The following is a 13,789-nucleotide window of genomic DNA, read 5'->3' as shown; positions in this document are numbered from 1 at the left end:
TCGCCCCTCCTCAACTCCTAGAGGAAAATGCTTCCCCATCCTCTTTCTTCATAAAGACGTCCTTCACCGCATTGTGAATTTCTTCATAGGACATACACCTGCAAATGTTGGATTCCAGCCATACCCTAATTGTGTCCTCATTCGCATGCGGATGAACATTCCGCAAGCCCTGACAGTTCACAATAAAGCCCGGGGTACAGTAACCGCATTGAAATGCCTGATGTTGTACAAAGGCATGCTGTACCGGTGAGTTCATCAAACCCTCGATCGTTGTAATTTTCTTTCCATCGGCTTCCACGGTGAGCATAAGGCACGATTTCATAGGAAGGCTGTCTACCAATATCGTACACGTGCCGCAGTCTCCGTTATCGCAACCGGATTTACTCCCCGTGAGTCCAAGTTTGTCTCGAATTGTATATAACAGTATATCAGCAGCCCTTACTCGAATTGTTCGCTTCTCACCGTTAACTTGGAATTCAACTGGATAAATAGTGGTATCGCAGGATGACATGCTTCACCTTCTTTCCAATATCTGAACCGCGTCAGCCATCGTTTGTTTAAGCACAAATTTCCGAAAAGAGGCGGATCCTTCCGCATTATCTAGTAATGGAGCAGGAAGTTTGCCGATCGCCTGTTCAATTCTTGCCGCCAACGGTATCGAGGAGTCGTTCAACGCCTGTTCCATTACAAGGGATCGAAAAGGGAATGAGCAAACGCCGCTGTATGCTGTGTGAATCTGTTTATCTTTCTTAATAGCAGCTACTGTCACAAGAGGGTAGCCGACATTGCCAATCTGCCGTTTTTTGTAATGAACGAACGGCAACGATAAATAACCGCGGTCTGTTAGGATTTGTACAAGAAATTCTCCATTCTCCAATCTCAATTGTTGCAGGAAAACATTGTGGATAGAAGTCTCTCTTATCCCTTGTATTCCTGCTATAACCATACGGCTGTTTGCCAACAAAAGCGGAAGCACGGCCTCCCTGTAATAAATTTTGCCGCAAATGTTTCCCCCGAGCGTGATTTTATTCCGGGCTGTTTGGTCGGCTGCTCCCTGTGCTGTTTCAGTGAGCAGCGGGAATGGATTCGCCGCGGATAACACCGATAACGTGACGCAAGCTCCGATAACCAATTTATCCTTCTGCATTTCTATGACGTTGCACTCCGGAATGAACTTCAAATCGATAACAGCTCCCGGTTGAATGGAGTTTGCTCGAGCCCATGTGATGATTTCCGTCCCTCCGGAGTAATACATCGGTTTCTTCCCTTGTTTGTGCAGAGACTGAAACAATTCCACAGCCATCTGAACGGAAGAAGGTTTGTAGTATTCAAAATTAAACGGAATCATGGATCGTCCTCCAGATCATCTCGGGCGTCAGAGGCAAATGATTAAGCTCTACTCCAGCGGCGAGGGTCAGGCTATTCGCCAATGCCGCGGGCATGCCAATCAAGCCATGCTCACCGATTCCGCGCAACCCGTAAGGCGCTTCCAAATGAGGCGTCTCGACGAAATCAACGAAGTACTCCGGCTGTTCTCCATAACGAATCAATTTATAGGTACGCAATTGCGGATTTATTATGGCACCTTTATCATTGAATAGAAAAGCCTCCCGGCTAGCAAAACTTAAGCCCATACTCATACCGCCCGTGATTTGGCTGCGGGCGAATTCCGGATTGATCACCTTGCCGGCATCGATGACCGATGCCGCTTTTACGATTTTATATGTGTATTCTCTTGTATTTAATTCCACTTCTACCGCCTGTGCGCCTACCGTCCACTCTGGACCGGGATTTCCTTTACCTGTTTCTGGATCCAATGATGTTAAATTACGCATCGTATAGCTCCCGCGTCCGATTACTTGACCACCGATCGTATTCCCATTTGGGAATTTGTATCCGTTGGCGATTTTTTCAATTTCTATCCCAATATCGGAGCGATCTTTACGGAAAACCTTGCCCCCTCCGACATCCAAGTCAGTCGGCAAGCATTGCAGCACAATTGAAGCTATGTTTTTTAACTGTACGATGGCATCGTCAGCCGCATGCAGAATCGCATTGCCAACTAGAAATGTACTGCGGCTCGCCACCGTTTTCCAATGATGGGGATCGGTTTCAGTATTTACTTCCGTAGAAATATGTATCATCCGGTCATCCATACGCAACCGTTCCGCCAACAGTTGAGTAAGCGCCGTCCTCGTTCCCTGGCCGATTTCTACTGCACCGCAAAGCAGATTCACGCTTCCGTCGGGATTATATAGAATAACAGCTCCTGCTCCGGCATCTGTTGGCGTATTCGAATTTTTCCAGAAACAGCACACCCCTTTCGCCTTGATGAGATCGCCATCGATTTCAAGTAGGGGGCGGTCGTCCCAATGGATTAATGTTTTCAATTTTGCAATGCACATGGGTAAATCGCCCACATTACTTCTATCCATCAAGGTTTGTGTCGGGGACGTATCCCCTGGTCCTATCGCATTATAAAAACGAAATTCCAAAGGATCCATATCCACTCGATCCGCCAATAAATCCATCGCTCTTTCCATGGCGAATGTCAGTTCCGGATGGCCGAATCCTCGAAATGAAGTGGAATAGGGGTGATTGGTATACATGCATAATGAGTCGCAATGAACGTTATCGATGCGATAAGGCCCCGTGCAATCAACGGCTCCCGCTCGGCTCATGACCGCACCTCGATCCGAATAAGCTCCGCCATCATACAGATACAGAATTTCGGCGGCCATAATTCTCCCTTCATGGGTACAGCCAAGTTTGATTCTGGCATCCAATCCAATATGGACTGGAGAAGAGATCATGTCCAGCTCCCTGGAGTTAACCAATTTTACAGCTCTCCCGCCAACCGCGCTTGAAGCCAAAAAAGCAAGAAATTCCATCTGAATCGCGGCTTTTCCACCAAAGCTTCCTCCGACCAGAGGCGTGTGAACGATGACTTTGTGAAGCGGAATATGAAACGACTGGCTGATTGCCCTTCGGATAATATAGGGTGATTGTGAAGCGGAATGGATGATCACTTTTCCGCCAGGTAAAATCTCTGCCATACAGCATCGCATTTCCATCGCAGCGTGATCCGATTGCGGTAATGTGACCTGGACTTCAATGGTATAATCGCTATTCCTCCATCCTTCCTCCATATTCCCCTTGCGTATTTTTGTTCGGTTCGCGATGTTAGTTCCCGGCTCTGGGTATACCTCTTCGTTCCGCTTGTACGCGGCAAGATGCTCATGAATAAGCGGAGCATCTTTCTGAAAAGCTTCACTTGGAGAAAGGACAACCCGTAAAAGCTCATAATCCACTTTAATTTGGAGAGCCGCCATCTCTGCAATATATTCTTGTTCCGCGACAACAAGGGCGACGGGCTCGCCATAATATCTCACTTTGTCAATTGCGATTGGTGGCCGGTCTGTCAGTGGTGATCCGGTCAAAATCGGGTAATGTTGTCCTGTAATGACCGCTTTTACACCCGGTATTTTCATGGCGTTCGACGAATCAATTGATTTTATGTTGGCGTGAGCATGGGGGCTGATAGCTATTTTGGCATGTAAAAGATCCGGTCTCGAGATATCATTAATATATTTGGTTGACCCTGTGACTTTCTCCCATGTTTCCTTTCTGGGAACGCTTTTTCCAACCGATCGGCCGATCTTGGCCCCCTCCTTTTTCAAATAGCCCTGCAACGCTTTGCATAGTCAGGGTGGACAAGGGTCAAATTCCAAGAGGCTATTCGAATATTTATTTACTAAAGTTCTCCATAGCCTATATATATACATGATTTTTTGTCCGTATTATCTAAATTATATGTTGTAAAGCAATTTCAACGTGACCATCATTTGGTGCAGAACGGTTCATTGCGATAAAGGTATATGAGGAGTTGGGATTGTTGGGGTGAAGGTCAAGCCATCCTTCTTCAGCAGCAAAAATGGGCTGTGGAATATCATTTCCGCTGCCCATTTTTATTTTCGTTTTCACTTAAATGAATTGCTATCTCTCCGCGGCATGAGCTATCCCTTGATATCGGTGAGCAAGGGCTTTGTGATAATACTCTTGTTCGGCATAGTGGAAAAACAATACTGGATTGTTCGCGTTAGCCATTTTCATACGTTCGAAATGCTCCGCCCGTACAAAATATTGACCAGCGAGTTGATTAGGATCGTAAGACGTATGCATATCGCGATAAAAAGCTGTATTTGACAAAATAAACACTCCCTTACTGATTTTCATATATAGTCAATAATACTGTATGGCAAACGCCCAACTATTGTTACATGATGAGATCTCAAGTTCTCCACATATCCCAATTTCCCATCAGACGCCTCTTAGCTGGTTAAAGGATGCTTCTACGTATCAGCAATAAGTTATAATCCATATACCAACTACTTAGTGTTAATAGCTATAATCAATGGTTTTATAAAGGTTGGGAGAACACATGGGACTTAGGACGGAACATCAACTGCGGGAGTTCATCAAGGAGAATATTTTAGTCACAGCTATGGATGGATGCTTAAAACGCATGAAAAGAGTTATTTGCAGAAATGCTTCAGGAGATGCGGCCTAAGAATTGGGATGAACTAGCGAACTTTTTCAAGTATCCCCTCGGAGATCCGTAAGCTCGTCTAACACCACTCACATCATCGAGAGTTATCATCGTCAGTTTCGCAAAGCAACAAAGGGAAAGAGTGTTTTTCCAAACGGCGAAGCGCTGCTTAAGATGCTCTATCTGGTCACTATGGACATGGTCCGCATATGGACAAGCCGTGTTCTAAATTGGGGAGAAATGCTTCTTTAGTTGTCCGCTTTCCGCATATATCAAGGCTTACGATCAAAGCGGACTTCCCGGACTGCAAATGAACCATTCACCGGGCGCACCTTTTCGTTTGAGCGACGAACAGCAGGAACAACTGAAACAGCCCACTCGGCGGCCAGGGCCTTAAGTAGCTGTCGTCCGGCTAGGGGCGCCTGTTCCGGATAATAAATGAGCTATCGTTACGGGGTCGTAATGCAACTGGCACGGCAAATTGCAGGCGAGGCTGCAAATCGCAAGGAGAGCATCTTTTGCTGCTAACTCGCTCATTTGTACCACGGAGAAACACACTGAAATATGGCCGGGGGCATTCTTAAATAAAGCTTCCATGCGGGTGCACCGCTTCGTTGCGATATGCCGGAGTCGGACAGGAGCCAAGAAAAGTAAAATTCGTCCCAAAGTGTACGCAAAACGGGCGGCACCCGCACATTCACCTTGCGAAAGCCTACGAAAATCTTGGGATCTATTTTTGTTTATGGCATGTAGTCTTTTTCTGTTCTATCTATCCACGTTATTCTGTGTTTCAATCCATTTATAGTATAATGGTTACTACTGTATGGGATGGAAAACAGGGAAAAGAGGGAACAGATGCCTACTATACTGGTTGCTGATGACGATGCGAACATTCGCGAACTCGTCTGTTTGTTTCTACGCAACGACGGATTTGCAACAGCCGAAGCCGCAGACGGCAAGGAAGCGCTGACCGTCTATGCCTCGACGCATATTGATCTTGTCGTGCTCGATATTATGATGCCGATTATGGATGGTTGGACGTTATGCAAGGAGCTCCGTAGAGCCAATCCTGATCTTCCGTTACTTATGCTGACTGCGAGAGGCGAAACATGGGAGAAAGTGAAAGGTTTTGAACTGGGGACCGATGATTATTTGACGAAACCATTCGATCCCTTGGAGTTGACGGTTCGTGTTCGGGCATTACTGAAACGATACCGGATTGGCTCCACGCAGACGATCCAGTTCGGCAACGTCACGCTTGATCGACAGACCTATAAGGTGCTGAGAGGGACGGAGTCGCTTACGCTGCCGCTCAAGGAGTTCGAATTGCTGTACAAGCTTGCTGGAACACCTGGACAAGTCTATACACGCGAGCAGTTGATCGATCAGATTTGGGGGATCGATTACGCCGGAGATGATCGAACGGTAGACGTACATATTAAACGCTTGCGCGAACGGTTCGCAACTACATCTGATTTTCGTATCGAGACGGTGCGTGGGCTTGGGTACCGGCTTGAGGTTTACGAATGATCAGATCCTTATATATACGTGTTGTCCTGACATTTTTAGTGTCCGTTATCGCGGGCACGATCATTTCTTTTTTTGTATCAACTTTGATTTTTGAAGGAAAATTAAACGAAAACGCACAAATCAACATTCGTAACTTTGGCCAAGACATTGTCCGGATTTACAAGACTCTTCCGTTAAGTGAAGCGGACTCGTTCGTAAGTGAAATGAAGATGCTCGATTCCTATCATATTCGGATTTACGAAGCAACGGGCCAGTTCCAGTCTTACGGAAAACCTAACGGACACAAACTTACCAATGTGACGAAGGAGCAATTAAAGAAAGTATTAGATGGAGGCGTTGTTCAAGACAATCCGAATGGTATTGCTAAGATCCTCTTAGGGTTGCCTTTGAAAACGGAACTAGGAACAAAAGCGATGTTCTTGGAGATGCTCGCCCCTCCTTCCGCGTCCTTTGTCACTATGTGGGCATCGATCTTTGCAACTTGTTCGTTGATTGCAGGAAGCTTAATAATTCTGGTGGCCTCCATATTTTTGGTAAGACCGATCAAAAAGCTGACAAAGGCGACCAAGCGCATAGCCGCTGGAGATTTCAACGTCAAGCTGAATATTAAGCAAACGGGTGAGCTGGGTACTTTGGCTCGCAGCTTCGAAGAGATGATGCACGATTTGCAACAACTGGAGCAGATGCGCAGGGAATTCGTAACGAATGTGTCGCACGAGGTTCAGTCTCCGCTCACCTCGATATCCGGTTATGCGCTCGCGCTCAAGCAAGTAGACCTGGCAGACCACGAACGAAGCCGTTATCTTGATATTATCATCGCTGAGGCGAAGCGGATGTCCAAGATGAGCGACAGCCTGCTCAAGCTGAGTTTGCTTGAAGCGCAGTCACAGCAGCTTCGTTTGACCACACTTAGCCTTGATGAACAGATCAGACGGGTAATCGTGGCGCTCCAGCCGCAATGGTCTGCCCGCAGCATCCGTTTCGAGCTCAATTTAAAGGCCGTTCGCCTAACAGCTGATCATGATCTATTAAACCAGGTATGGACGAACATAATCGGCAATAGCATCAAATTCTCAGTTGATGGCGGCATTATTGACGTCAGCATCAAACAAGATGCCAAAAATGTGACCGTCCGAATATCCGACACGGGCATTGGTATTTCCTTGGAGGACCAGAAACGTATATTCGAACGGTTTTTTAAGGCAGATCGTTCACACAGTCGTAAGTATGGCGGCAGCGGTATGGGACTTGCCATCGTTAAACAGATTGTATCGCTTCATCAAGGCGACATTCGAGTAGAAAGTGAACCTGATCAAGGAACGACCTTCATTGTCACCTTGCCAATCACTACACCAACAGATTAGTTAGATTCATAGGGTATCCATTGGATTGACTAGACCGCGTTCTCCATGCTGCGGCCCACATGCAAGCTTCCTTGTATGTGGGCCGCAGCATTTTTTACTTGTTCATATTCAGTTCATATTGTCGTCATGGAGAGTACATCTTCATCGTATATGCTTTCCTTAACGACCCGTTAAGGCAGCCCAATATAGAGATAACGATAGGAGAAGGTGTGAGTGAAAATACGAGAGGTGGAGAAAATGAACTTGGACACAACAACAGGCAAAAAACCAGCTAATAAGATGAAAAAATGGCTTATCCTTTTACTTAAAATAGTAGCAGCATTAGTTATAGCAATCGTCGTTTTTCTAGCCATTGTTTTTGTCGTTGATAAGATCAGCAGCAAATCAGAGGAAGGAAAAATAAAACCCTATGGTCAGTCTGTAACAGTAGATGGGAAAAATATGAATGTTTTGATTCAAGGACAAGGCGAAGAAACAGTCGTGCTGCTACCAGGTTTGGGAACAGGAACACCAGCACTTGATTTTAAGCCGCTAGTAGAAGAGTTATCACCATTTTACAAAGTCGTAGTGGTTGAGCCTTTTGGTTATGGATTAAGTGATGGAACGGATAAGGAACGAAGCACAGAAAATATTGTAAGTGAAATTCATGAAGCTTTACAGCGTCTTAACATTGACCGATATATTCTAATGGGTCACTCCATTTCGGGCATTTACGGACTAGATTATGTGAACAAATATGAACACGAAGTGAGTGCATTTGTCGGAATCGATAGCAGTGCTCCAAGGCAATACGGTAATAAGGTTGTTGAATCTCCAATACCATCTTCAATCATTACACTACTCAAAAAATCAGGTTTAGCCAGATTGGTGATGAAACTAAGTGCTGACCCATTTGCTGCACTACCCGTTGATGATGAAACGAAAGAACAAATGAGAATACTTTCTTTCAAAAACTTTAGAAATCCCACCATTGTGAATGAAATAGAAAATAGGATTCCTAATTTTAAAGCGGCTGAAAATTTAACATTCCCAAAAAACCTTCCTGTTATATTCTTTTTACAACCGGATAGTACATCAATTGAAGGATGGTCAACACTACATGAAGAGCAAGTAAAAGATTCTGTACATGGAAAAGTGATGACATTTGAAGGAACACATTATTTACACCATACCAAATCAAAAGAAATCGCTGAAAATTTTAGAACGTTTATGGAAGAAGTAAAAAAAGACAAGTAGATGATTTTTAAAATGAAGATTTTTTGTAACTTGCATGTCAAGTCGTAGCATTTTTTTGATAGTTCATATTCAGTTCATATTGTCGTCATGAGGAGTATATCTTTGTTGGTTAAACTTTCATTAGTCGCACCGTTAAGGTAACTGAACAAACAGATCAGGACAGGAGTAGATGAGAGTGACACAAACAGAGGAAAAGAAAACGGGGAATGGAACGAAATTTAAGAAAGTGCGAAGCATTTTACTTAAAATCATAGCAGCAATCGTTATCGTTATTGTTCTTTTTCTAGGGATTGTTTATATCATGAATGTGATAAGTACGAATTCGGAGAAAAAACAAATAGAGCCCTATGGTCAGCATGTATCTGTAGACGGGAAAAATATGAATGTGCTCATTCAAGGAAAAGGCGAAGAAACGATCGTGCTCCTGCCTGGTTTTGGAACAGCTACACCAGCACTTGATTTCAAGCTGCTCATCGATGAGTTGTCTCCATTTTACAAAGTTGTCGCGGTTGAGCCTTTCGGTTATGGATTAAGTGATGGAACTGAAAAAGAGCGGACCACGGAGAATATCGTAGGTGAAGTTCATGAAGCTTTACAGCAGCTTAATATTAACAGATACATGCTCATGGGCCACTCCATTGCAGGCATTTACGGAATTGATTATGTGAGCAAATATCGAAACGAGATTACCGCATTTGTAGGAATCGACAGCAGTGTTCCAACACAACCGGGTATGGATGTCAAATTACCAATCAAAAAGTTAGAGTTGCTCAAGAAATCAGGTCTCTTAAGAATGATGATGAAACTAGGTGCTGACCCCTATGCTTCATTAGCATTTGATGATAAAACCGTAGAGCAAATGAAAATGATTTCGTATAAAAGCATGAATAATGACACTATCTTGAATGAGATGGGCCATATTTCTTCTAATTTTAAAGGTGCTCATGACTTAACATTCCCTAAAGACCTTCCACTTCTTCTCTTTGTACAAGCGAATAATGAAGGGATAAAAGAATGGATACCTTTGCATGAAGGGCAGGTCAAAGACTCGGTACAGGGAAAAGTAATAACCATGGATGGATCCCATTATTTACACCATACCAAATTCAAAGAAATCGCTGAAAACGTTAGAGCATTTATGAAAGAAGCAAAGTAAGTGTTCGGAGAAAGGTTCATCCACTATTATGCAAATGTTAATAAATGATATGGATAACCGTCCTTTGGGGCGGTTTTTCATTGTGCGTTTGTACATATGAGATGTTATCACATGGTGGACTGGATTGGCTAAGCACTTGTATGTTCTAGGTTACGACAGGCCTGTGCAAGCTTCATTGTATATGACGACGTGGCATTTATTTGCTTGTTCATACTCGGTTCATATTGACGTCATGGGGAGTACATCTTCATTGGTTAAACTTTCATTTGTGGGCCTCTTTAAGGATAGCCCAATAAACAGATAAGGGCAGGAGACGATCAAATGACACAAACAGAGGAAATGAAAACGAGGAATCGAACGAGAACAAATAAAGTACGAAGCATTTTTCTTAAAGTAATCGGGGCAATAATGATAGCCATCGTGCTTTTTCTAGTCATTGTTTATACAGTTAATCTTATATGTAATCAATCGGAGTTAAAAAGAATAGAGCCCTATGGTCAGCACGTATCTGTAGATGGGAAAAATATGAATGTTTTGATTCAAGGAGCAGGCGAAGAAACCGTAGTGCTCCTACCTGGTCTTGGAACAGCGGCACCAGTACTGGATTTTAAGCCGCTAATCGAAGAGCTGTCACCATTTTACAAAGTCGTCGTGGTTGAGCCTTTTGGTTATGGATTAAGTGATCTAACCGAAAAGGAACGAACCACAGAGAATGTTGTTAGTGAAATTCACGAAGCTTTACAGCGTCTTAACATTGATCGATATATTCTAATGGGTCACTCCATTGCAGGTATTTACGGACTAGATTATGTGAACAAGTATGCAGACGAAGTGAGTGCATTTGTCGGGATCGATAGCAGTGTTCCAACACTAAGTGAGAAGGTTACATCTTCACAATTAGAAATGGTTAAATGGCTCAAACAATCAGGTCTCTCCAGATTGGCCATGAAATTGGGTACTGACCCATTGGCTGCACTGCCCTATGATGATAAAACGAAAGAACAAATGAGAATGCTTATGCACAAAAACATGTATAATCCCAACCTATTAAATGAAGTTGAACATATGCAATCAAATTTTAAAGCAGCTGAAGGCGTATCATTCCCGAAAAATCTTCCTATTATTTTCTTTATTCAAGCGAATCATCCAGTAACGGATCGATGGGTACCCGAGCATGAAGAACAAGTAAAAAATTCTGTACATGGAAAAGTGATGCGGTTTGAAGGGGGACATTATTTACACCATACCCGTTCAAAAGAAATCGTTAAAAACTTGAAAACATATATGGAAGGAATAAAACACTGAAAAAGGCCCCCACCAGTTTGTAAATTTGTATAACTGATATGAAAACCGTCCTTTGGGGACGGTTTTTTTCACTGTTTGTACATGTATGATGGTAGCGGTATGGCACTCCCCATCGTTAAACGGATCGTATCGGTTCCTCATGCTAACATTTTTTTATGTTCATACTCCGTTCATATTGCCGTCATAGGCAGTACATCTTTGTCCTATAAGCTTTACTTAGCGGCCAGTTAAGGCAGCCAATAAACAGCTGAGGACAGGAGAAGATGCGAGTGAAACAAAGTGAGGTAATGAAAATGAGGATGGGCATGAGAACAGGGAGAAAACGAACTGCAATGGTCGCTTTAACCCTCGTGCTAACGATGCTTGCACCAATGTCTGCAATGGCTAGCAATAACAGCAGTCATCTTACTTTTGATGCGACTAAGAAAATAGCTGCTGAGAAAGCTAAGCTGCTAACAGAAACTTACGGCACTACAAGCCTGCAATATGCGCTCATTGATGATGGAGAGATTGTCATTTCAGGGCATGCTGGCAAAAACGACATAAAGGGAAATGTACCACTTACTTCCGATACGGTGTACGGCATAGGTTCTGCGAGCAAAATGGTGCTCGCGGCTGCTGTTATGAAGCTTGTAGACGAGGGCAAGGTAGATTTAGATGTGCCCGTTGTAAAATATATACCCGACTTTAAGATGAAAGACAACCGTTACAATCAGATTACACCACGCATGCTGCTGAATCATTCCTCCGGTCTTCATGGATACATGGGCCCAAATTCAACATTGTATGAGGATAATGATACTTATGCACACGATACATTGTTGGAGGAATTGGCAACTCAGGACTTAAAAGCAACTCCAGGTGAGTTCTCGGTATACAATAACGTTGGTTTTTCGTTAGCTGAAATATTGGTAGAGAGAGTTAGCGGCATGGGCTTTACAGCATTTATACACAAGTATTTTACAGTGCCTCTAGAAATGAACAACACAAAAACACCACAGGATCATGTGGATTCAGCGAAACTGGCCGGGACCTATTCCCCTGCTTATGAGGGACAACTTCCCCAAGAGAATTATAACATCATTGCAACAGGAGGCATTTACTCCACAGCTGAAGATATGGTTAAATTCTCACAGATCTTTACAGGAGAAGTCGAAGGTATTCTTTCTACCAAATCGGTAACAGCCATGGAACAAGAAGAGTATAAAAGAGGCATGTGGCCGGAAGAGGGCGATACGTCTCTATCATACGGGTTAGGATGGGATAGTGTAAACTTGTTTCCATTCAACCAATATGGGATCAAGGCAATTACGAAAGGTGGAGATACAATCTCGTATCACTCCTCGCTAGTTGTGCTCCCGGAATACAACATGGCTGCGGCTGTTCTCTCTTCAGGTGGCTCTAGCGCAACAGATCAATTGATAGCAAATGAACTGCTGCTTAGCGCGCTGCAAGAGAAAGGTGATATTAAAGAACGGAAGCCGGAGAAGACGCATGGTGTACCTATAAAGGCAGATATGCCACAGGAATTATCCCAACATGCAGGTATTTATGGTGGAGGTTCAGGTGCGTTAATGAAGGTAGAAATGAATCCTGTGGGCGAATTGTCTGTATCCACGATTACAGCTCCGAACAATCCTGCCCAGAAGTATACGTATACGGCAGATGGTTCTTTTGTAGACGAGGAGGGCACGGAAAAGTACAAATTCGTCGTTGAGAAAAATGGACGCACCTACTTGTGGTCCCGCTCATATATATCCGTACCGGGCCTTGGACAGTTAGCTTTCTCAGAGTATAAAGCAGAGAAGCTTGAAGCCAATGAATTAACTCAAGACATCACTGCCGCATGGAAAGAGCGTGAAAATAAAAAATATTATGTGTTAAGTGAGAAATACTCATCGACTACCTATTTCAACGGTGGGCCAATTTTACAATTTAATATGATTAAGGATGTACCTGGTTATTTGTTAAATAATAAGATTATTGATGCAAACAAAGCAGCCAATAAACTGCAAATCCCTACTATGGCTGGTCGAGATACGATGGAAATCAACTTCTTTAAGAAGAATGGAGTAGAGTATTTTACGCTAGCAGGCAGCTTATTCGCTAGTGAGGAACTTGTAAAACCAATCTATTCGGGTAAACATTCCTCGACAACGATCCAAGCGGATGGTCTTGCTAAATGGTATTCGGTTCCAGCTGCTGCCAAAGGAAAGGTCATGACGGTTAATATGCCTTCGAATGGCTCCTTTGCTGTATATGATCAAGCAGGTATTTGTATGAACCACACTGTGATCAGTGGCAAGAATCAGGTCTTATTACCGGAGAATGGTAGGATCGTATTTGCAGGAGAAGTTGACTCCAAATTTGAGATTTCATTGAATAAATAAATACAGGCTTGTCGAAAAGGCTGTCTCTAAGGTCATTTGACCTTATGTGGCAGTTCTTTTTTTGTGCGGCCCTAGAGCGTAACATCAAGATGATGAATCAAAGATTGAACTAACAATGAAAGCAACCTTACCCACGGCGAAATGGTTCGCGGTCTCTTCCACACTCGTTGCCAGGTTTACACAGTAAACCGCAAGGGATTACAGCGAATGATTTCTCTGAGCAAACCCTAAAAAACATCTCTGAATTCGTTATCAATAT

General features: G+C 43.5%; 11 protein-coding genes and 1 pseudogene. 7 read left to right on the top strand and 5 right to left on the bottom strand.

The window, feature by feature from the left end:
- Window positions 1-10: 10 nt before the first annotated feature.
- The 5 genes from A372_RS0110365 to A372_RS36330 form a co-directional block, all read right to left on the bottom strand.
- A complete protein-coding gene (locus A372_RS0110365; RefSeq protein WP_019420774.1) occupies window positions 11-511 on the bottom strand; it encodes a (2Fe-2S)-binding protein in 501 nt (166 codons plus the stop codon).
- Window positions 512-514: 3 nt separating this feature from the next.
- Window positions 515-1,348, bottom strand: a complete 834-nt coding sequence (locus A372_RS0110360; RefSeq protein WP_019420773.1) for an FAD binding domain-containing protein — start codon at window positions 1,346-1,348, stop codon at window positions 515-517.
- Window positions 1,335-3,692 (bottom strand): molybdopterin cofactor-binding domain-containing protein, encoded by a 2,358-nt coding sequence (locus A372_RS0110355; protein ID WP_019420772.1) that lies wholly within the window; start codon window positions 3,690-3,692, stop codon window positions 1,335-1,337. Before A372_RS0110355 ends, A372_RS0110360 begins: the two co-directional genes overlap by 14 nt.
- 112 nt (window positions 3,693-3,804) lie before the next feature.
- Complete coding sequence (locus A372_RS37310) at window positions 3,805-3,984, bottom strand: hypothetical protein (RefSeq protein WP_157259506.1); 180 nt, start codon at window positions 3,982-3,984, stop codon at window positions 3,805-3,807.
- A 12-nt stretch (window positions 3,985-3,996) separates the two neighbouring features.
- Complete coding sequence (locus tag A372_RS36330; RefSeq protein WP_233698578.1) at window positions 3,997-4,218, bottom strand: hypothetical protein; 222 nt, start codon at window positions 4,216-4,218, stop codon at window positions 3,997-3,999.
- 353 nt (window positions 4,219-4,571) lie between these two features.
- Here A372_RS36330 and A372_RS36325 point away from each other — a divergent pair.
- The 7 genes and pseudogenes from A372_RS36325 to A372_RS0110320 all read left to right on the top strand — a co-directional run.
- A pseudogene (locus A372_RS36325) lies at window positions 4,572-4,801 on the top strand (transposase); the annotation flags it as partial.
- Window positions 4,802-5,404: 603 nt separating this feature from the next.
- Window positions 5,405-6,079, top strand: coding sequence for a response regulator transcription factor (locus tag A372_RS0110345; protein WP_019420770.1), 675 nt, complete (start codon window positions 5,405-5,407; stop codon window positions 6,077-6,079).
- Entirely contained in the window at window positions 6,076-7,443 is a 1,368-nt protein-coding gene (locus tag A372_RS0110340; protein ID WP_019420769.1) for a sensor histidine kinase, read from the top strand. The genes A372_RS0110345 and A372_RS0110340 overlap by 4 nt, the downstream gene beginning before the upstream one ends.
- 213 nt (window positions 7,444-7,656) lie before the next feature.
- Window positions 7,657-8,679 (top strand): alpha/beta fold hydrolase, encoded by a 1,023-nt coding sequence (locus tag A372_RS0110335; protein WP_019420768.1) that lies wholly within the window; start codon window positions 7,657-7,659, stop codon window positions 8,677-8,679.
- 175 nt (window positions 8,680-8,854) lie between these two features.
- Complete coding sequence (locus A372_RS0110330) at window positions 8,855-9,835, top strand: alpha/beta fold hydrolase (protein ID WP_019420767.1); 981 nt, start codon at window positions 8,855-8,857, stop codon at window positions 9,833-9,835.
- Between the two features lie 321 nt (window positions 9,836-10,156).
- Window positions 10,157-11,140, top strand: coding sequence for an alpha/beta fold hydrolase (locus A372_RS0110325; RefSeq protein ID WP_019420766.1), 984 nt, complete (start codon window positions 10,157-10,159; stop codon window positions 11,138-11,140).
- A gap of 299 nt (window positions 11,141-11,439) precedes the next feature.
- The gene (locus tag A372_RS0110320; RefSeq protein WP_026010993.1) at window positions 11,440-13,530 is read left to right on the top strand and encodes a serine hydrolase domain-containing protein; all 2,091 of its coding nucleotides are present in this window, start codon (window positions 11,440-11,442) and stop codon (window positions 13,528-13,530) included.
- The last annotated feature ends 259 nt before the right edge of the window (window positions 13,531-13,789 follow it).

It is taken from the genome of Paenibacillus sp. OSY-SE (assembly GCF_000283315.1).
Classification (GTDB): domain Bacteria; phylum Bacillota; class Bacilli; order Paenibacillales; family Paenibacillaceae; genus Paenibacillus_B; species Paenibacillus_B profundus.
This window is presented reverse-complemented; position numbering and strand designations above follow the sequence as displayed.

Bases quoted from the DNA above. Each gene is read 5' to 3' on its own strand.
- A372_RS0110365 (WP_019420774.1), bottom strand. From the start codon at position 511: ATGTCATCCTGCGATACCACTATTTATCCAGTTGAATTCCAAGTTAAC.
- A372_RS0110360 (WP_019420773.1), bottom strand. From the start codon at position 1,348: ATGATTCCGTTTAATTTTGAATACTACAAACCTTCTTCCGTTCAGATG.
- A372_RS0110345 (WP_019420770.1), top strand. From the start codon at position 5,405: ATGCCTACTATACTGGTTGCTGATGACGATGCGAACATTCGCGAACTC.
- A372_RS0110340 (WP_019420769.1), top strand. From the start codon at position 6,076: ATGATCAGATCCTTATATATACGTGTTGTCCTGACATTTTTAGTGTCC.
- A372_RS0110325 (WP_019420766.1), top strand. From the start codon at position 10,157: ATGACACAAACAGAGGAAATGAAAACGAGGAATCGAACGAGAACAAAT.
- A372_RS0110320 (WP_026010993.1), top strand. From the start codon at position 11,440: ATGGGCATGAGAACAGGGAGAAAACGAACTGCAATGGTCGCTTTAACC.